A 19,217-nucleotide genomic window follows, 5' to 3' on the forward strand; every position below is an offset into this window, starting at 1 on the left:
TGGTACGGCTATGTTTCGTTTGCGCAGAGTGTTACTGCTGGTCTTTTGCGGTGTCCTGACGGGGGCCGGCCTGATTTATGGCAGGCTGGCCGGGGCTGACCTGTCCCGTCGGCCGGCCGCTGCTGTCGCCGACGGACAGACTGTGCCGACTGACCGGATACGCCTTGCCGTGCTCGGGGATTCCGACAGCCAGTCCTATCACGATTCGCGAACGGCCAGAGAGCCGAACGCGCGAGGCGGACCCTGGCGCGCGACCACCTGGCAATGGACCGAGGTCCTGGGCCGGTTGCGCGGCGACCAGATCGACCAGGGCCAATGGGGCGCCTGGGGCACCAACAAGTATCGCGCGTACTTCGACGAAGCATTCGGCTCGCTCGCGCGGGCGCCCGCCAAGGAAGACTACCGCTACAACTTTGCCATCAGCGGCGCCTGGACCAATCAGTTGATGGGACACCCGATGCGCCAGGCGACCCGTCTCGTCGCTCTGATGGACACCGAGCCACAGGCCTGGAAAGGCGGCGTTGTGCTGATCCGGATCGGCATCAACGATCTCGGTCAACACGACATCCTCGATGAAATGTCGCGCGATCCGAACGGCCCGCTTCCCACGGCGCGGATCAACGCTGCGATCGGGGAAATCGGCAAGGCCGTCGCGCTGATCCGCCAGCACCATCCTGAAACTTACATCCTGCTCATTGGCGTGCTCAGCAACGCGGACTGGTCAGGCGAGTTCGACAGCTGGCAATCCGCCAAAGCGATCTCCAATATCGATGCCGGACTAAAGCGCTTCGACGACGGCTTGCGCAAGCTGGCCGCGTCGGATCGCCATATCGCCTTTCTTGGCGATCGCGCCTGGTTCGCGGGACTGTGGGGCACGCGCGACGAGCAAGGTCGTCCGGCTTACAAGACGGTGCGTCTTTCGCCCGGCTGGGCCATCACCAATACATCTGGTGACGATCCGCACAACGCCGCCACGTCCGACGGTCATGCGGGCGTGGTGTGGAATACCCTTTGGGCGCAACATCTCGTCGCCTCGCTGAACGCCGCATTCGGGTTGCATCTCAAACCGATCACGGATGCCGATGTCATCGACTTTCTGAAACCGAGCTTCAAGGCGAGCGAACGATCCGCCTCGGAACTATCGACTCCCGTCACGGCAAACTGACCCGGCGCGCGTGATGACCTGCTGACGCGAAAGCCGGCCGAAAGCGGCCCGGTCCCCCGTCGGTCCACGCCCGGCAAATACCCTGTCCTGCGTACGCCCACGCACAAACACGCCATCCGTGATTGTTCACAATGGGCCGCAGAGTCATGCAGGCGCGTCCTCGCCATGCATCGACTGGACCGATATACAGAGCTCCGCGCCGCGACACACAGGCCGCACATGGAGCCGATGAATCAAACACAGCTTGATTGCTGAGAGGATGGCCCTTCGTGAAGTCTCTCCCACAGCTGCTGCAAGAAGCGCAAAGCACCCTGCTTTGCGTCGATGCCTTCGATACTTTGCTGCTTCGCAAACCCGCATCGCTGGAGCAACGCCTGTTGAAAGTGGCGAAGCTGTTCTGCGAACGTCTCGCGCTGCGTCCGGCCGAACTCGCCCCTCATGCGCTCGCCCGGCGCCGCCGCCAGATCGAGCACATCGCTTACCGGGCCCGCAACGTCGCCGGGCGTGGCGAGGTCCGCCTGGAAAGCATTGCATCCAGCTTGCTGGGACTCGTCCATGTCGATACCGCGTACGTGCCTGAATGGATTGCGTGCGAACTCGCCGTGGAACGCGAATGCCTCGTGCCGAATCTGCCGTTGATACGCGCGCTCGAACGGCTCCGCGCAAGCGGTGTTTCGCTGCGTGTGGTGAGCGACACGAGCTTGTCCGGCGACGCACTGCGGCAACTGATCACGGCAATCTGTCCGCCCGGTCTGCAATGGGATGCGATTCATACGAGCGCCGACCTGCAGCTCACGAAACGCGATGGAACGATCTTCGCGGCAGTGTCGGATGCAGCGGGTGTTCCGCTTTCGAAGATGGCGCACCTTGGCGACGATCTCGTCGCTGACTGCACGATGCCGCGCCGTTGCGGGATGACGGCCATCCTGCGCCCGCGCTCCCGCTTGCACGTCGCCTTGCTGCGCGCCAACGCCGTACTCGCGCGCGGCCAGTCGCAGTGGCATCACTGGCAGCACCGCCAGGCACAGAAACGCAAAACGGAGCGCGGCTCTGGCACGGCGGGCGACACGCTCGTCCAGGACGTGCTGGGTCCTGTGTTCGCGGAATACTGCCGCAAACTGCATGTCTACCTCGAACAGACGGCGGCCATCGAAGGCCCTGTGGTCGCGCTGTTTTGCGCGCGCGGGGGACTCGGGCTCCAGAAACTGTACGAGCTCTATGCCGCGCAGCTTCCCGCCCGCAGCGATATCAGTATCCAGCCGCTGATGATCTCGCGGCTCGTCGCGGCGCGAGACGCGTTCGTGTACGGTGGCGACGGCGTAGTCGACGAACTCGACTATTCTTTCGAAGTGCGTAAGGTCGCAGCGCTCGCGCGCGCGCTCAGTGGCACCGACATGGCACCGAACGGCAACTACGCGACCGTGCGCGAGTTCATCGACGCGTTGCGCAGCGGACGCGAAGCGCACCTGCACGAGCAGATCGTCGAGCAGGCCAGGCGGTTTCGCGAAGTGTGGCAAACCATCACGGCAGGCAAGCAGGGCATCGTGCTGTGCGATACCGGTCTCTATGGTTCCACCTTCAAGATGCTCATGCAGAGCAAGCTCATCGACCGGGGCCACTGTGTCCAGCTCGCGCGCAGCGACTACAAGCATCTCGGGCGTGCTCACTTTCCGTCCGTAACCGGACTGCTGACGGAGCGCAACGGCTACAAGCCCGGCGACTCGATCTCATCAGTGCTCGCGTTCTGGCATCTGATCGAAAGCCTGGTCGAGCCCGATCTCGACAGCGTGCGCCGCTTCGACCGACGCGCCGACGGCAGCCTCGTTTCCAACCTCGAAACGGAAGGCTGGCAGCAAAGGCTCGTGCGCATGCCGGACCCGAAATTCGAGGACATTGCCCGCTTTGTTGCCCAGAGTGCGAAACGGCCCCCCGCGGACACGTCGCTTGCCGAATTCGAACTGGCGGCCAAAACCCTGGAACGCGTGATCATGTTCCCGGACCCGGAACTGGTCAACCGGCTCGCCGAGCGGGACCGGTCGCTCGATTACGGGCGCGACGACACGGTCAAGGTGACGGGTCCGAACCTCAATGAAGCCAGCGCATGGACGCGGCTGTTCGTGGCGAAGCAGTCGCTCTGGCCCAGCGGAGCCGTAGTGCGCGCCTTTCCACACTCGCATCGACTCGTGCAGAAAACGATCCGGTTCGGCTACACGGTGCGATCATGGATTCGGTAAAGCCCTCGAAAACCCACGCGGAGCTTGCTGCGACGTATATCGCCTACGTCGTCCGCTACGTCTACCCGCTGCTGCTCCTGCCCTTCTACGGCAGAACGCTGGGGCCGGCAGGCTATGGCGTCGTGCTGGCCGGCATGTCGCTGTCGAACACGCTCTGGCGATTCGTGAATTTCGGATTCCCGACCGTCGGCGGGCGCGATACGGTCTACGCCAAAGACGGCGCGGAACGCGCGGCCATCCTGTCGAGTCACATGACGGGCCGAATACTGCTGTGCATCCCCACCGCGATTTTCGGGCTCGGCGCCGTCGCATTCTCCCCCGTGCTGTCGGCCCATCCGATGCTAGGCTGCACGACGGTGCTGCTCGGCCTGCTCGCCGCGTTCAACCCGGGCTGGTATTACACGAGCACGGGACGCGCCAGAACAAGTGTGATGATCGAGGTCGTCGGATTTGTCACGTCGCTCGCCCTCATCTTCATGTTCATCCATGAGCCATCCGATCTCTCGCGGGTTTTCTTTCTGCTGCTGGCTTCCTGCCTCTTGCAAACAGTGCTGGGCTTCGGCGCAATCAGGCGAGAGTTTTCCGGATGGTTTTCGTCGATCCGGGCCGGTATCGATCTGATCCAGCGCTCGAAGACCATTTTCATCTACACGGGCACGTCCGTTCTGCTGATCACGGCCTCGACCTACCTGCTGTCCGTGCTCGCGCCGGCCACCGAGGTCAGCGCGTTCGGCGTGGCCGAGCGACTCATCGCCGTTGCGCTCAGCCTGACGGTCCCCGCCTCCCAGATTCTCATTCCGAAGGTCACGTATCTCGTCGGTGTGGATCCGGCGAAGGCGAACCGACTCGCATGGGGAATATTGACCTTCTTCCTTTTCGGCGCACTCGGCGGTGTCGCCTTCACGATGCTCCTTGCCGACTGGCTGGTGCCACTCGTGTTCGGCAAAGGGTTTCAGTCATCCATCCCGGTGCTGAAAGTTTTCGTGCTGGTTTTGCCGTTGAGCGTCGTCAACCAGGCACTCGGACTTTACTTTCTGATTCCCCGACATCGCGATGGCGTGCTCGCGCGTGCCGGCGTGGCGACCGCAGTCGTCAGCATCGTCGCCGCCATTCCGCTCGCGATCCATTGGGGGCAATGGGCATGGTGGCCTCGCGTCTGTTGGGAGAACTGACGCTGCTGACGACTCTGCTCGTCTCTCTGGTCCGGTCCGGTTTGATCAGCGAGATCTTTACGATCGGCAGTCCCGTTCTCGTCCTGCGGCCCGGCGAAAAAGGGTGACCGTGCGATGCTGGACAAACGCAAGGGCGCGTCGCAGCGCGACGCGCCGAGTTGGGCAGTACTTCCCGATTCAATAGGAACTCGACGACGATTCGCCCGAAGCAGCATTCATGGCGTGCTGGCGAATGTGACGCAGGCCGTGACCCTCGTCGAATACTGCGATGTCACGGGCATGGCGCGGGCACGAGTGCCGGGGAAGAATTATTGCTGGTTAAGCAGGCCGACGTGACTCATCTGAAATGAGTCTCGCCAGATAGATCGATCAGATTCCATCTTTATAGCTGGACCTGATTTTCACCAGACCTTGATTCCAGACACGCAGCGTTTGAATGAAATCATATACGCCACGGAAAGGTGCTTTAGCTCTTTGAACCCAGACCGACCCAGGCTTCCACTCGGCTCTCTCCTCTCCTATCACGGAGGCAATCCCCTTCTTTCCGCTCTTTAGCCAGACATCCTGGATGCATGGCGCGGGGTGCAATTGATAGATGTGCACCTCTTCAAGATCGCCGCTGAACATGACGAGATCGACCGCGCGATCGGAGGATGCAAAGCGCTCGATCATCTTGCGGCATCCGTCGTTCGAAATCAGATAGGCGCCTGCACCCGTGTGATTGCTCCGTAACCGGTGCAGTCCCGTGCGGGCCGACAGGTTCAGGCCTTTTCGATCAATGATGATGCCCGCCAGGGAAGTTTCCATTTTGATGATGTCATAGCGGAATCCCCGCGAAAGCTTTTCGTTCAGGGAATCGAGAAGACTCCTCGCATCCCGGCAAAAATGAACATCGTCCTCGAGCACGAGCGCATGATCGATGCCTTCCTCCACCACCTTTTTCCAGATCGAATAGTGGCTGAGCGCCGCGCCCTTTTCAGGCGCGCTACACGTGCCACGCAGCAGCGGCAGATCCAGCGTTCGACTCATTGCTTCTACGTGCGCCGGCCCTAAGGCAGGGAATCTTTCCCAGGCGTAGCCCAGCCTGTCGAGCTGGACTGTCATGTGGCTCAGTCGATCGGTAGACTTGTCGAGATTGATGACGAATATCTTCATTTTCTCTACGGCCCCAAGTTAGAAATGCAGCGTCGCGCGCGGATGTCGGCACCGGCGGTCGCCTCAGCACACGGTGTGCGTACCCTACGACCCAGCGTAAGTTTTTTCCCGGATTTGTTCCGTGGGTTGCCTAACAATTTCTGGGAAACGCCTGCCCACGACGTCGGCGTGGCGCGCCCGGCAATGCTGGCGCTGCGTTGCCCATCGAACACATTCGCCCCAACCGGGCCGCTAGACTCACTGACAGCGATGGTCAAGGTGCGGGGCATCTACCTCGCCGTGGTGGGACAGAAAATATGGGGTTGCGATGGCTACGAAAAACAGTAGATACGATGCACTCGACGGCTTGAGAGGCGTCGCGGCCATCGCAGTGATGATGTCGCATTTCAGTCAGGAGGCGTTCAAGAACGCCTACGTGGCCGTCGATCTGTTTTTCATGCTGAGCGGCTTTGTCATCGCTCACTCATATGGAACACGGCTGCTCGGCGGAATGACCACGCTCGAATACGTAAAAAGACGCGTGATCCGGCTGTATCCGATGCTGCTGATTTCCTTGCTGATCGGCGTGCCTGTGCTGATCCATGCAAGAATGCTCGGCCTGTCGACCTACCCGATGCCGAGCATCGTTTCGGCAACCATTCACAATCTGTTCTTCACTCCTTATATAGGCCATCTCGGCAACGCGAACATGGCGACGACGGGCGCCGTTGCGGCTTCCGATTTCACGATCGGTGAGATATTTCCGGCGAATCCGCCAGCGTGGTCGCTTTTCTTTGAAATGGTGGCAAGCATCGCGTTCGTAATCGTCGTCCGCTTGAGCCGGTCGACGATGTTCAAGATCATCGTCATCAGCGGTCTCATGTTCCTGATCACGGGAGCTCTCACGAGTTTCGAGAACCATGGGCACTCTATCGTCGATTTCTCCCAAGGCTGGTCCGGAAGCAGAATGGATGGCGGGTTTTACCGTGTGTCATTCGGCTTTGTGGTTGGCGTCCTGCTATACAACCTGAAGAGTTCCGGCGTCGATCTGCGCATCATGGAAGCCCTGAAACAGGTACTGCGCAATTCATACGGTCTGTATATCGTTGCGCTCGTGATGTTTCTGTTTCCGATGTCGCTTCGCGGGGTGTATCCGGCATTGGCTATTTTCTGCGTCGCGCCTTGCCTGGTGATGGTCGGCGCGAATCTGTCCTGCGCGTCGACTTACGAAGCGAAGATCGCGCAGTTTCTCGGTTGGCTCTCGTACCCGGTTTACCTCCTGCATTTTCCGATTGGCCGGGCTGTGTTCATGCTGATCGGAAAGCCAAACGAGCCGTCGACAGTTCCGATCGTCGTCGCTTGTGCAGTGACGCTCGTGAGCGCGATCGTATTGACGCGATATGTCGAGGAGCCCGTGCGCGCTTTCCTGTCGAAGAGACTCGTTCGACGGCCTGTAACGTCGGCGGTAACGCCGCCTGGCGGAATGATGGCGGATCAGTAGACTAGGGGATCGCGTGGTTTTGTGCGAGGGGGTAATCGTACCTCCCTCTCAACAAAGGATGGAGCGGGCGGCCACGCTGCTTATGACCGACTCGACTTCACGCCGCCATTCAATTTCGTAGCGCTCAGCGGGATCTGCGAATTCAAAGGAGTCGATCTACGCTCGTGCCTGACCGCAGTGCATTCCCACATCGCGGACCACAAGGTGCATCGGATTGACACGCCTTTATCTGCGAACGTCTCAGAGCGGTTAAGCGAATCGCCCGACCCGCTGCTCTGCTCGACGCAGCATCAGGTCAGTGCCGTCTGGCGAATCCGCGACCGCTTGCTCTCGAGCCGGGCAAGCAACGGCTTCTCCAGGTAAAGGTGAACAGCGGCTGAGAACGCAACCGCGAGGCCCGCCACGCAGATAGCCGCCAGATAGAGACTAAGCGAACTGTGGAACGTCCCGGATTTGACGGCCCTCGCGAACACGTTCATCCAGAATCCGTGAGTCAGATAAAGCACATAGGACGCGTTGCCGAGCACTGTCAGGGCACGTCCGATCCGGCTGCCACTGTCGTCCGTGTGCACGAATGCGGCCACCAGCAGCGTCGCAGGAATCCCCCAGGTCCACCATCGGAATGAAGGCGACAGGCCAGAGGTCGTTTCATCGGGTGAGGCTATAGAAGCCCACCAGAAAAGCGCAACGCACGTCATCAACACCAGCCACCTGACACGAGAGCTCAATTCAGGCAGCCGTGCGCTAATCGCGCCAAGAAAGATGCCGCATACAAATTCGATGACGAGCGGGTTGCCATAGTACTGGCCTTGTGTCGTGGCGCCGACCATATTGAGCACGACAGGCACACCGGCCAGCAGGGCAACAATCAGCGCGGCCCGGTATCTTTGCCACGGAAGACAAAGTGCCGCCGTACAGATCAGGTAAAAGTAAAGTTCATAGACGAGCGTCCACGCAACACCCATGATCTGACCGGACGATGTCGTGGGTGGCAGCAACAGCACCGACTCGATCAAGCCTACGGCGTCGATCTGCACGTGCCGGTACGCGATACCGCTGCAAGACAGCGCTACCACGATGGCCAGACATCCCCAATAAGACGGCATGATTCGCGTGAGACGACGGGTGAAGAATTCCTTGGCCGACGTTTGCGAGGAAAAGCCTCCCGTCGTATGCCACATTACCAGCCCGCTGATGACGAAAAAGATGTCGACACCGCACGCTCCGACGCGCTGCGCGGAAGGCGCAACGAGCGCCAGCGGACTTCCCGAAGCCTCTTCGAGGATATGGTGGGCCAATACCGCAAAGGCGGCCAGAAAGCGCAGATGTTGCAGCCCGTAAAGTCTGGTATGGCGTCCCATATATGTCGTCAGTGAATTCCGGCGATTGCGGAAAAGGCCGATTCGCCAAAATCGGCCCTGGTAGCCCCGTTCTTAACTGCGTCAATTCTCCAGGCTATTCGGGAGCGCAGGTCGATGAACCGTCCGCGTTGACACAGTCCAAGGCGCCCGACGTGCGCCAGATCGCCTCAGGTTCTCGCCTGCTGGGTTCCTGCCGACACGCCGTCGACAGCACTCCCCTTGCCTGGCCGCGCCCGCAGCAACCGGCGGCCGAAGCGCATGGTCGGCATTTCGAACCTGCGGTAGGACAAGATCGCAAAGCCCACCGTGCAAGGCAGGAAAATGGCAAAGAACAGCACGACGCGCGCCACAGGCCCGACAGGCAGATGGCTCACCAGCAGCGACGACCCGCGCATGATGAAGAGATGCGTGAGGTAGAGGCTGTACGACGCGTCGCCGATCAGCAGAAGCAGCTTCGGATACTGGATATCGCGACGACCCATGACGACGCCGGCGAATATCGCCGCGGCAGGCGGTCCCCACATGAGGCCACGCATGTCGAATGTGCCGTCTGCGGACGGCCCCGTCATCAGCCAGCCCGTCACACCCGCGACAATCAGCGCGATCTGCGCAAGCGCGCCAATCCGGAATCCCGAGAGGCGCGACTGCGCGAATACCACGCCGAACACGAATTCGAGAATGATCGTATGCGTCCAGCCTCTAAGGATGAGGTACTCGGGCTTCAACACAAGACCGAGCGCGACCAGCGTCACGAATATCGCCACCACCGCGAGATAAACGCGCCGGATACCGAGTAGCAGGACCAGCGAAAGGACGGCATAGAAGAACATCTCGAAGTTCAGCGTCCAGCCAAGTCCCAGCACCGGTTCTGGCGCACCCGTCATCGGGTTCGTGGACGGCACGAAGAGCAGCGAGCGCAGAACGTACGCTATTTCATAGCAGTTCTTGTTCTTGAGCGCGGGCAGCGCGAGACCGATGGCGATCGACAGCAGCGTCGCCACCCAGTAGAGCGGCACCACGCGCACGATGCGATCGCCGATGAACCATCGGGCCGTCGTGCTCCCGGAGCGTTGCCCCGAGATGATATACATCATCACGAAGCCGCTGACGACGAAGAAAATATCGACGCCGAACAGCCCCTTCGTGTTGATGAGCGGCCACAGGTGCGATGCGGGTGCGCCATGGTGGCCCACCTCGGCCGCCGCGTGGCAAAACACCACTAGCAAGGCCGCGACCGCGCGAAGCACCTGAACCGAGTCCAATCTCTTCATTGCACTGCCCTCCGAAACCGGCTTGCAAGCCAGCGCGCCGGCGTGGACATCTGACAAATCCCTTCTTTGGTGCGTTTCGTCATGCGTCGACTGAGCAGCTTTCGATTCCCGTCACCGTCGCGTGACGGACAGCGGAGTCCGGATAACGAAGGCGCACGACGGGTGTGCGCCTACCGCAATGTACGGGCGGGCCGTGTGACAGACCGTTCGAAAAGCCACACACCGCCTATGCGCGTGAAGCAGATCGTCCAAATCAAGCGACAGTTCCGGCTTGTGATTTCCGCTAGGCGGGCGTGACGGCTTTCACGGCCTCGAACAGGTTTCGCGCCGCCCGTTTCCAGGTGAAGCTGCCAGCCTGCCGACGCCCCGCCGATATCAGAGACTGGCGCACGCCTTCATCGTCGAGCGCCGCTCGAATCTTTTGGCTCCACGCGTTGGCATCCAGGGGGTCCGCGTAAAGAGCGGCCTTGCCGCACACTTCCGGAAGCGCGCCGAACGGTGCGGCCACCACCGGACAGCCAAGCGCCATCGCCTCCAGTGGCGGCAAACCAAACCCTTCCGTCAGCGATGGGAACGCAAGTGCGCCAGCGTTCACCATCAACCCCACCAGTTCCGGATCAGTGACCCGGCCGGCAAACTGCACATTGGGCGACACGATGTGCCCGAGCTGTTCGAACTCGGCTTTCGTCGCTCCGCCGAACAGCACGAGCGCGACATCCTTCAGTTCGGGCTTTGCGAAGGCCTTGAGAAGAATGGCGATGTTCTTGTGCTTTTGCGTGTTCGCGAGCGCGAGCACATAGCGTCTCGGCGTGAGTTTCAATGTCGCGAGTTGCCCGTCATCAGGCGCCACCTGCAGAACATGGTCGCAGCCGTTGTGTACGACCACGATCTTGTCGGCACTGGCAACGCCGTAGCGTACGAGTTCGTTCCGCGAAAACTCCGACACGGTGACGATGAGCTTGTGCCGTCTGCCGATGAAGAAGAACAGAAACTTGTACCACAGCCGAAAGCCCAGCGAATAAGACTCCGGCGCGGAATAGACCTGTGCATCGTGGATCAGCGTCGCGCAATCGCGATGACACAGTGGCCCGAGATTGCAAAGGTTGAGAATGAAGTCCTTTCTGCGAGCCAAAGGAAGATAGCATTGCTCCCACGCTATCCGGTGTATCCGGCGAACCAGCGGATTCTCCTGAACGCACAGGATCTTTCGATAAGGCGGGACCTTGACGCTATCTCGGATGACGAGCGCGTAGTCCGCGGCATTGCCCGATTGCTCCGCAATCAGCGCATCCGTCGCCGCAATGAGTTGCTCGGCAACCTTGTGCACGCCGCTTGGCGGTGCGCCAAAGAACTTGCCGTTGAACGCAATTGTCTTGTACATGCAGCATCGCCTCGTTGGCAGATGGTTAGCTGTCTGGAAGTCGCGCGGTTTCGCGACTGCGAACATCGTCCCCGGCGTGGCCATTCCCCCACAGCGATTTGCGCTCCGGGGTTCGTTTATAGTTTTGCGGCCCGCTCAGGTGTGAGCCTGCCGCGCACGAAGTCCCACAGGCCGATCAGATTGCCGCCCAGCCGGCCGCGGCGGTCGATCCAGGGCTCCGGCGCAAAGCTGCGCACGACGTTGCTCGCGACATTGCGCAGAACATGATCGAGCGCGGCGCGCAAAGGCATGGTCTTCTTTCTCGCCAGATAGAGCGGATTGATGACCTGCGAATAGCCGAGCTTGCGGCCGGACACCCTGCCCCGCTTGACCCCCAGATGCACGCCGAGTGCCGTGTTGATGCGCACGACACGACCGCCCCGATTCCAGATCTGGCCGCCAAAATCGCGATCTTCCTGCCAGCCATACAACACGAGACGCTCGTCGAACCGGAGTCCGGCAATGCTGCTGGCCCGGAATGCCATGTTGCATCCGTAGGGTCCGCCCGTCGACGCGACGTTCAGGATTGCCGGAACGTCGATGGCTGTTGCGAGAATCGCTTGTCCTTCTTCAACGGAATAACCCGGCCCGTGGATGCCATCCGCGAGTACCGTTCCCGTGACGCAGGCAATAGCGGGATCGCTGTCCAGCGTCTTGAGCACTTCCGCGATCCATTTGCTGTGCATCAGGAAATCATCGTCCAGCAGTACTACGACATCGAAGTCACCCGGCACGTGCTTCAGCGCATGATTACGTTGCACGGTCAAACCAGGCTGGCCTTTGATCACGAGCAATCCGGGTCGGCTTGCGAGCGTGCCCGCATCCTCGTCCGTTACACAGGAGACGATGATCAGATCCGGCCGCACGGTCTGCGAATCGACGAAGGCGACGACACGTTCAAGCACTTCGGCGCGCCCGCGTGTGGCGAAGATCAGGCAGACCTTTGCATCCCTGGCGGACGATGGCAGGCTCATTTCCCCGGACAGGGCTACTTGCGAACAGACAGTCGAATTCAACATTCACCTCGTCGGCCAATGCATGCTTTTCTGGAAACCGGAAAAGACAGCCCGTCTTGCGCCGGACTCAATCGTTCCGACCGCGCCAATGGAGCAAGCCATTCCAGCCAGCATCTCGACGACCATGCTATCGGTGCCGCAGACGCAGCACTGCTGCCTACCCCACGCAAACGCACGTATCCCGAACGCCGAAGCGTGCACTGCATGCGATGCGACTCATGGCTGCCTGCACCCGTCCCGATCGAGCAAAGCAACAACAGAGGCGCTCATCCCTGAATGCGGCGCGCGCCCCATTCCTGACGCCCGGGCGCGCGTCTCGGCACGCGCTGCGAAAGCGCGCTCGCTGCAGCCGCAAACAGGTAGAAGGTCGAGCCGAGTTCGAACACGCCGGCTGCAAGCGACGCGACGATCAAGGTCGCGAGCATGCCATGCCGTGCCGCGTGGCAGACGGCGCGTTCCGTCAGCGGGTAATGCGACGACACGGGCGACAGCAGCGTTTTGCCGAGGAACATCCCATAGCAGATCACGCCCACGATACCCAGGTTTGCCAGCACCACCACGAGGAAGCTCGATGCACGAATGCTGCCCAATCCCACGCCGATCCCGTATGTCTCAAGAAAGTTGGTCACGCCTTGCGTGTTCCAGCTCATTCGTTCGATACCGGACGAGCTATCTGCCTTGCTCATGACCGTGGTGTCGACGAAGTCGGCCAGCGCTTTCGCCACGCTCGGCATGAAGAGGATGACGTAGAGGGTGCCGAGCACGCCCGCGCAGGCGGCGATGATCCACATGCGCTGCTGGCGCTCGACGGCGCCGGGCGCGACACGCCCCGGCCGACTGATCACCTGTATGCACATATACGCTGCAAGTCCGACATAGGCGGTGCCTGAAGTGGACATCAGCAACAGTGTGCCCGTCGCGATCGCGAGCGCGCCTGCCAGTTTCGGACGATAGCCGAGCAGCCAGAGATTGAGGCAGAACACGAACAGCGGCAGCGTGAAACTCGAAAACGCGGACGTCTCGGCGAACGTGCCGGTGATACGCACCAGTCCGCCCAGCTCTTCGCCGCTCAAGTCGGCGTACTGAGCCGTCTTGATGACCGACATCACATCCAGACCCACAGCATGCGTGACGAAATCGATCACGCCCGCGGACACATCGAGGATCGTGAGCAGAAAAATGCCGTTCGCGAGCGCCCGGTAGGCGCCACGATATTTGAGGAACGCATACATGCAGGCAAACACGACCAGATCGCCCACCAGATAGATCGCCTGCGAAAGATTGCCCGAAACGGGGCCGAGCGGCTGCACCACGATGGCGCCCGTGAGACCGCGGTCGACCGGGAACACGAAGGTCGAGCCCTGCAGAAGACGCGGCAGCATAATGGCGCCGGCGACACCCCACACGCAGGTACAGAGCAGCCAGAAGCCCGGCTTGTCCATCGAGAGCGCGTCGCCGATTCCCTTGCCGCCGACGAGATTGAACGCCCTTAGCGCAAAGAAAACGAGAAAGAGCTGTGCCGGCATGATGCCGATCGTGCCCAGACTCAGCGCAAGCGTCATTGCGAACAGCGAAAACGCCGCCATCGCGTAAATGGCGCCGCGAAATGACGTATAGAGCACCAGTAGTCCGATGACGATGACCAGGACTCCGTATATGGACGGCACTGCTTCACCTCCTGTCCGTTCACTGCATGCAGGCGTGAACGACCTGTTGTTGCACGACTCAGGCGGAACGCCAGCGGCGAATCTCCGGCGCCGGATCGGCGGGTACCCGGCTGGCTTCGACGGCGCGCTCCACCACGCCCAGGAATTCACGCTTGAAGCGCTCTTTCGTAAAGCGCAGCGCGTTGCGGCGGCACACGTCCGCGCGGAACGGCGGCGACTGTTCGAAGCGCTCCACCGCGTCGACGATGGACGCCACGGTCTGTTCGCCGAAAAAGAGTCCAGTCGCGCGTTCGGGGTCCTGTGATTCGACGACGATCTCCCGCACGCCGCCACGGCCCAACGCAATGACAGGCGTCCCGCAGGCCTGCGCTTCGACCACCGAAATACCGAAGTCTTCTTCCGCGGCAAACACGAATGCACGCGCGCGCTGCATGTAATCCACCAGCGCGGCATCGGGCTGATAGCCGAGCAGCGTCACATTGGGTGTCGCGCATGCCTTGGCGCGTGCGAAATCCGTTCCGTCGCCGATCACCACGAGGCGCCGCGAAGGCATCGCCGCGAAGGCTTCGACGAGCAGCGGAATGCGTTTGTACGGAACCATGCGCGAGGCAATCAGGTAAAAGTCCTCGCGCTCCGTGCTGAGTTCGAAACGCTCGACATCGACGGGCGGATAGACCACCGTCGCATCGCTACCGTAGGCCTTGCGAATGCGCCGGCCCACGAAGGCCGAATTGGCGACAAAGGCATCCACGCCATGCGCGGTGCGATGATCCCAGATACGCATGTAATGAAGCAGCAGACGCACGATCCAGCTCTTCATGCCGCGCTGCATGCCCGCTTCGGCCAGATATTGATGCTGCAGATCCCACGCGTAACGAATCGGCGAATGCACATAGCTCACGTGGACCTGATGCGGGCCCGTCAGCACGCCCTTGGCCACCGCATGGTTCGACGAAATCACGAGATCGTAGCCGGACAGATCGAACTGCTCGATCGCCAGCGGCATCAGCGGAAGATAGTGGCGAAACGATTTGCGCGCACGCGGCAGATGCTGGATGAACGAGGTATGCGCGCGTTTCCCGCCCAGCACGTCACGCTGCGCTTCAGGAAAAAAATCGACGACGCTGTACAGATCGGCATGGGGGAACAGTTGAAGAATCTGCTCGACCACTTTTTCCGAACCTGCATACGCAGCGAGCCAGTCATGTACGAGCGCTACGCGGCCAAAGCGACGTATGTCGTTAGCAGGGGTTGGGGCAAGCGTTACATTAGCCACGGCGAAATCTCCTCGATCAACCGGGCAGCCGTCGCGCGCCAGGTCAGTTCTTCTGTCCGTACGCGGCCTCGCTCGCGCAGGCTTGCACGCAACGTGGCGTCGGCGGTGATCCGTTCGAGCAGGCGCGCCAGTTCTGCGGGATCGTCGGGCGACGTGTAGAGCACGGCATCGCCGCACGCTTCCTGCACGGCGGGCAGTCTCGAAGCGATGACGGGACAGCCCAGTGCCAGCGCTTCGACGGGCGGCAGTCCGAAGCCCTCGTAGCGCGACGGATAGACAAAGCATGCTGCACGCCGGTAAAGCGCGGCCAGTTCGCCATCGCTCACGTAGCCGAGGTGCTTCACGAAGGCGGGTAACGCATCCCTGCCCGCCCCGTACACCCGCGCATCGCCGCCGCCCACCACCACGATGTCGAACTGCGCATCGTCGATGAGACGCGCGGCTTCGGCCACGAGCTGAAAATTCTTGTGCCGGTTGAGGCTCCCGACGGCAAGCACGAAAGGACGCCCGTTCAGCGTGGGCGCCACGGTCCCTTCATCCTCTTGCACGCGCAACATGTGCTCGCCGCTCTCCGACACGACGCCGATCTTGCCGGCTGGAATCCGGTAGGCGTCACACAGTTCACGCCGCGAGAATTCCGACACGGTAATGACACGCTGAGATACGCGGCCAAGGCGCGGCGCCATCAACCGATACCAGGCGACAAACGACCGGCTGTAGCTGTCCGGCACGCGCGTGGGCGCCGCATCGTGCAGGACCGTCACCTGACGGCGGTACAGCAGCGGTCCCGAGTTGCACAGATTGAGCAGCAAGCGGCCGCGCGCAGCCTGCGGTAACGCGAGTTGCTCCCAGCGCAGACCTCCGCCTTTACCGCTGGCTCGCAGCCCGACGTGCCGAAACGGATTGGACATACCAGTCAGCGCTTCGGGCACGATGATCTCGACCTGCAATCCGGCCACGAGCGGATCACGCAACTCGATCAGTTGATCGAGTGCCCGGATGGTCTCGAACGCGAAGCGATCGACACCCGTCGCACGTCGACCGAGGAAGCGACCATTGATCAGCAGATTGGGGGCATGCGCGTGTTTCATCGACAGGGTCCGAGGTATCGCTCATGACCGGACGTCATCCGTGCGCGAAGTCACCGCAGCACACGACCGGATTCGACAAGCCACGCCTTGCTATTTATATGGCTCGAAGTGTGGCCGATGTCCCCTCTTGCGAATGTTCGCCGTCGCTCATGGCGTGTCAATTCGCGTGCGCCATCCCAATACTGAACGCCTGAGCGTTATCTGCAGACCGCGCCGTTTGCACGACAAGTGAAATCCGATGTGCCGCGGAACAGGTATCCGTTCGCCGTCGCACACACCTGGGATGCAACGACGCCTCAGAATGAGCGCTGCATGCGCCTCCACCCGAGGCGAACCCATCGAGGAAGCCGCCGTGGAGCAAAGCGCCCGCGGCCGGCCACCTTCGTACGCGAGGAATACGCCGTGAAGCATCCTGTAGCAAGCATCCCTGCCCTGCCTGACCGCCAATCCCTCTCTCATGGTTCGCGCCGCGCAGGCCGGGCGACGCTGCACAGACGGCTCGAAAGCCTCGCTGCGGCCCTTTGCGCGCTTGCATGGGTATCGGCCGCGTACGCTGCCGATCCCGTGCGAGCCATGCCTGTCGACGCCTTCATCGACACGCTCGGTGTCGTTACCCACGTCAACTACACGGATGGCGCGTACGCGAATGTGCGCAACGTCGCCGACAATATGAAGTGGCTCGGCATCCGCCACGTGCGCGACTATACGCCCGGCCCGAGCGCACCGTTCGGGGCGTATTCCTACCTCGCGCAGCACGGCGTGCGGTTCAATTTTCTGGTGCGCTCGAACATCGCGGAGTCGATCGAACTGGCCGCGAAGCTGAATACCGAAGTGCCCGGCAGCATCGCGGCCATCGAAGGCTTCAACGAGATCGACAACTTTCCCATTCCGTACCGTGGCCTGACGGGCGCGGCGGCCGGACTCGCCGCCCAGCGCGAGATCTACGCGCGTGTACGCGGCACGAAGGAACTCGCGGGCGTCCCCGTCTACGATCTCACCGGCTTCGACACCCGAACAGTCGAAACGCGTGCCGATTCCGCCGATTACGCCAATCAGCATGCGTACCCGCAAAACGGCAATCAGCCTACCTACAACTCGCCCGGCGGCAGCTGGATACCCGCGGCCATTTACAGTGTCAAGAAGTTCAACCTGCCGATCGTCATCACCGAGTTCGGTTACTTCTCGATGCCGCAATCGGGTTGGTACATGATCGGCGTCGACGAGGCGACCCAGGCCAAGGCCATTTTGAACGGCTATATGGATTCGGCGGCGGCGGGCGTGAAGCGGATCTATGTCTACGAACTGCTCGACGAAAAGTCCGATCCTCAGAACAAGAGCGGCGAGATGCACTTCGGGATGTTTCGTTTCGATAACAGCCCCAAGCCCGTGGCCCACGCGGTTCGCAATCTCACGTCGATCCTCAACGCCAGCACGGCGACACGTGCCAAGAGCGCGGCGCGCAACACGCTCCCGTACACGCTGTCGGACATGCCCCCATCGGCGAACAGTCTGCTGCTGCAGAAAAAGGACGGCCGCTTCGTGCTCGTGCTGTGGAACGAATCGCAGATCTGGGACCGGGCGAAGGGAACGCCCGTTACGATGCCGCCTGCACGCATCAACGTCGATTTCGGTGCGACGGCACGCCGTGTCGATGTGTACGATCCGCTCGTGTCGGCGGCGCCGATCACAACTCAACGCGACGTGCGTCAACTCCCCGTAGACGTGCCCGACCACGTCATTCTGCTTGAAGTCACGCTCGCGGATACGCCAGGATCCTGAGGGTCTGCGGCATCATGAGATTCAAGCCTCAGCAATGCGAATGTGGGCACGAGCAGCGCGTATCGGCTCGCCTGCTGTGCCCACGATGTTCGGCTTCAGCGCTTGACCAGTCGCCGAACCGCATTCAGCGGTGATTTCAGCCGCGTCATCGGCGCGAAGACGACTTCCGAATAGGTCTTTGGATCGCGGCTCTCCAGCGTGGAGATGACTGTTCTCTTCACACTGTCGCGCAAGGACGAGAGCCCCGGCGGCACCGGCTTCAGACCTATCCTGCGCAGAATGTAGTTCGCCTGATAAACCCTCGCACGGTCCTCGAGAGACCTCATGCAGTAGCCAATGCTCACACTCACCGAGATATTGTCGTCGTTCTTTACCCAGTGCGGCGCCAATGGCGGGTGATGTACCACGTGTCCCGGTTCGAGCCTGTAGACCGTACCGCGATCCTGCATTTCCCGACGATAGAACGCCGCTTCGGCATTTCCGTTGTAGAAGCGTTCGACCTCACGATCCGGCACCAGCTCGCGATCGCTCGCAGGGAACAGGCACACGTCCTTCGAGCCCTGCACCTGGAAGAGAAAGTTGGTCTCGTGATCGATATGGAACGGTGTCGAGATATTCGGCGACGCGAGGAACAGCGTCATAGTTGCCCACGTGATGTCCTCGCGCAGCGGCAAGCCCGACAAGGCTTCAAGTTCGGACGTAATGCTGTCAAGCACTTCCGCATACGCGGGGTCGTAATCCTGCGCGCGGCTCAGCTTGATCCACGTACCCATTTCACCCAGACGGGACACCGTCTCGGCCAGCCGCTCGCTCTGCGGCATCGCCGTGAACTTCGCATCGATCGAGGCGCGCTTGAAGTTGAGAGCACTGAAATCGCGGTTCGAATGGCGGTCGATTACCCGCCTGGCGAGTTCAACGATCCTGGGGATTTCGAACAGGCCGCTTTGATGCAACGTATGTTCGAACTTGAATGAATGGAGATTGAAATTGCTTTTGAATTCGCTCGTGGACACCTGAAGAATCTTGTCGTCGAAGGGCAACTGGTGCGATGGATCAGTCAACACAGTAGCATCGCTCGGCACAGACATGGGACACCTTCACGGTTAGAGAAACAATGCGAATGCACTTCT

At 61.1% G+C, this 19,217-nt stretch carries 15 protein-coding genes; 6 read left to right on the forward strand and 9 right to left on the reverse strand.

What is annotated here, in order from left to right:
• The first annotated feature begins 10 nt into the window (after nt 1-10).
• From PPGU16_RS09540 to PPGU16_RS09550, 3 genes are all read left to right on the forward strand, one after another.
• Nucleotides 11-1,165 carry a GDSL-type esterase/lipase family protein gene (locus PPGU16_RS09540; RefSeq protein WP_180719777.1) on the forward strand — a complete coding sequence of 385 codons (1,155 nt, stop codon included), beginning with the start codon at nt 11-13 and terminating at the stop codon, nt 1,163-1,165.
• A gap of 269 nt (nt 1,166-1,434) precedes the next feature.
• Complete coding sequence (locus PPGU16_RS09545) at nt 1,435-3,399, forward strand: HAD family hydrolase (protein WP_180719778.1); 1,965 nt, start codon at nt 1,435-1,437, stop codon at nt 3,397-3,399.
• Complete coding sequence (locus PPGU16_RS09550; RefSeq protein WP_243460524.1) at nt 3,387-4,571, forward strand: oligosaccharide flippase family protein; 1,185 nt, start codon at nt 3,387-3,389, stop codon at nt 4,569-4,571. Before PPGU16_RS09545 ends, PPGU16_RS09550 begins: the two co-directional genes overlap by 13 nt.
• A 369-nt stretch (nt 4,572-4,940) precedes the next feature.
• Here the strand turns inward: PPGU16_RS09550 and PPGU16_RS09555 are convergent, their stop codons facing one another.
• Nucleotides 4,941-5,675: a glycosyltransferase family 25 protein gene (locus tag PPGU16_RS09555; protein ID WP_243460525.1), complete on the reverse strand. Its 735-nt coding sequence runs from the start codon at nt 5,673-5,675 to the stop codon at nt 4,941-4,943.
• Between PPGU16_RS09555 and PPGU16_RS09560 the strand changes: the two genes are divergently transcribed.
• Nucleotides 5,676-6,053 (forward strand): hypothetical protein, encoded by a 378-nt coding sequence (locus PPGU16_RS09560; RefSeq protein WP_180719564.1) that lies wholly within the window; start codon nt 5,676-5,678, stop codon nt 6,051-6,053.
• Nucleotides 6,034-7,206 (forward strand): acyltransferase family protein, encoded by a 1,173-nt coding sequence (locus PPGU16_RS09565; protein WP_180719780.1) that lies wholly within the window; start codon nt 6,034-6,036, stop codon nt 7,204-7,206. The genes PPGU16_RS09560 and PPGU16_RS09565 overlap by 20 nt, the downstream gene beginning before the upstream one ends.
• 290 nt (nt 7,207-7,496) lie before the next feature.
• Here PPGU16_RS09565 and PPGU16_RS09570 read toward each other — a convergent pair whose 3' ends face one another.
• The 7 genes from PPGU16_RS09570 to PPGU16_RS09600 all read right to left on the reverse strand — a co-directional run bounded on the left by PPGU16_RS09570 (nt 7,497) and on the right by PPGU16_RS09600 (nt 16,308).
• Entirely contained in the window at nt 7,497-8,567 is a 1,071-nt protein-coding gene (locus PPGU16_RS09570) for an acyltransferase family protein (RefSeq protein ID WP_180719781.1), read from the reverse strand.
• Nucleotides 8,568-8,734: 167 nt separating this feature from the next.
• Nucleotides 8,735-9,838, reverse strand: coding sequence for an acyltransferase family protein (locus PPGU16_RS09575; RefSeq protein ID WP_180719782.1), 1,104 nt, complete (start codon nt 9,836-9,838; stop codon nt 8,735-8,737).
• Between the two features lie 283 nt (nt 9,839-10,121).
• Nucleotides 10,122-11,219 (reverse strand): glycosyltransferase family 4 protein, encoded by a 1,098-nt coding sequence (locus tag PPGU16_RS09580; RefSeq protein ID WP_180719783.1) that lies wholly within the window; start codon nt 11,217-11,219, stop codon nt 10,122-10,124.
• A 116-nt stretch (nt 11,220-11,335) separates the two neighbouring features.
• A complete protein-coding gene (locus PPGU16_RS09585) occupies nt 11,336-12,232 on the reverse strand; it encodes a glycosyltransferase family 2 protein (RefSeq protein ID WP_180719784.1) in 897 nt (298 codons plus the stop codon).
• A 308-nt stretch (nt 12,233-12,540) separates the two neighbouring features.
• The gene (locus PPGU16_RS09590) at nt 12,541-13,941 is read right to left on the reverse strand and encodes a hypothetical protein (protein ID WP_224030187.1); all 1,401 of its coding nucleotides are present in this window, start codon (nt 13,939-13,941) and stop codon (nt 12,541-12,543) included.
• Nucleotides 13,942-13,999: 58 nt separating this feature from the next.
• A complete protein-coding gene (locus PPGU16_RS09595) occupies nt 14,000-15,217 on the reverse strand; it encodes a glycosyltransferase family 4 protein (protein WP_180719785.1) in 1,218 nt (405 codons plus the stop codon).
• Nucleotides 15,205-16,308 carry a glycosyltransferase family 4 protein gene (locus tag PPGU16_RS09600; RefSeq protein ID WP_180719786.1) on the reverse strand — a complete coding sequence of 368 codons (1,104 nt, stop codon included), beginning with the start codon at nt 16,306-16,308 and terminating at the stop codon, nt 15,205-15,207. The genes PPGU16_RS09595 and PPGU16_RS09600 overlap by 13 nt, the downstream gene beginning before the upstream one ends.
• A gap of 402 nt (nt 16,309-16,710) precedes the next feature.
• Here PPGU16_RS09600 and PPGU16_RS09605 point away from each other — a divergent pair, with 402 nt between their 5' ends.
• Complete coding sequence (locus PPGU16_RS09605) at nt 16,711-18,087, forward strand: glycoside hydrolase 5 family protein (protein ID WP_180719787.1); 1,377 nt, start codon at nt 16,711-16,713, stop codon at nt 18,085-18,087.
• Nucleotides 18,088-18,182: 95 nt separating this feature from the next.
• Here the strand turns inward: PPGU16_RS09605 and PPGU16_RS09610 are convergent, their stop codons facing one another.
• Nucleotides 18,183-19,040, reverse strand: coding sequence for a cupin-like domain-containing protein (locus PPGU16_RS09610; protein ID WP_243460526.1), 858 nt, complete (start codon nt 19,038-19,040; stop codon nt 18,183-18,185).
• Nucleotides 19,041-19,217: the final 177 nt, after the last annotated feature.

The organism is Paraburkholderia largidicola (assembly GCF_013426895.1).
Lineage (GTDB): Bacteria > Pseudomonadota > Gammaproteobacteria > Burkholderiales > Burkholderiaceae > Paraburkholderia > Paraburkholderia largidicola.

Bases quoted from the DNA above. Each gene is read 5' to 3' on its own strand.
- PPGU16_RS09540 (WP_180719777.1), top strand. From the start codon at position 11: ATGTTTCGTTTGCGCAGAGTGTTACTGCTGGTCTTTTGCGGTGTCCTG.
- PPGU16_RS09550 (WP_243460524.1), top strand. From the start codon at position 3,387: ATGGATTCGGTAAAGCCCTCGAAAACCCACGCGGAGCTTGCTGCGACG.
- PPGU16_RS09555 (WP_243460525.1), bottom strand. From the start codon at position 5,675: ATGACAGTCCAGCTCGACAGGCTGGGCTACGCCTGGGAAAGATTCCCT.
- PPGU16_RS09565 (WP_180719780.1), top strand. From the start codon at position 6,034: ATGGCTACGAAAAACAGTAGATACGATGCACTCGACGGCTTGAGAGGC.
- PPGU16_RS09570 (WP_180719781.1), bottom strand. From the start codon at position 8,567: ATGGGACGCCATACCAGACTTTACGGGCTGCAACATCTGCGCTTTCTG.
- PPGU16_RS09575 (WP_180719782.1), bottom strand. From the start codon at position 9,838: ATGAAGAGATTGGACTCGGTTCAGGTGCTTCGCGCGGTCGCGGCCTTG.
- PPGU16_RS09580 (WP_180719783.1), bottom strand. From the start codon at position 11,219: ATGTACAAGACAATTGCGTTCAACGGCAAGTTCTTTGGCGCACCGCCA.
- PPGU16_RS09585 (WP_180719784.1), bottom strand. From the start codon at position 12,232: ATGAGCCTGCCATCGTCCGCCAGGGATGCAAAGGTCTGCCTGATCTTC.
- PPGU16_RS09600 (WP_180719786.1), bottom strand. From the start codon at position 16,308: ATGAAACACGCGCATGCCCCCAATCTGCTGATCAATGGTCGCTTCCTC.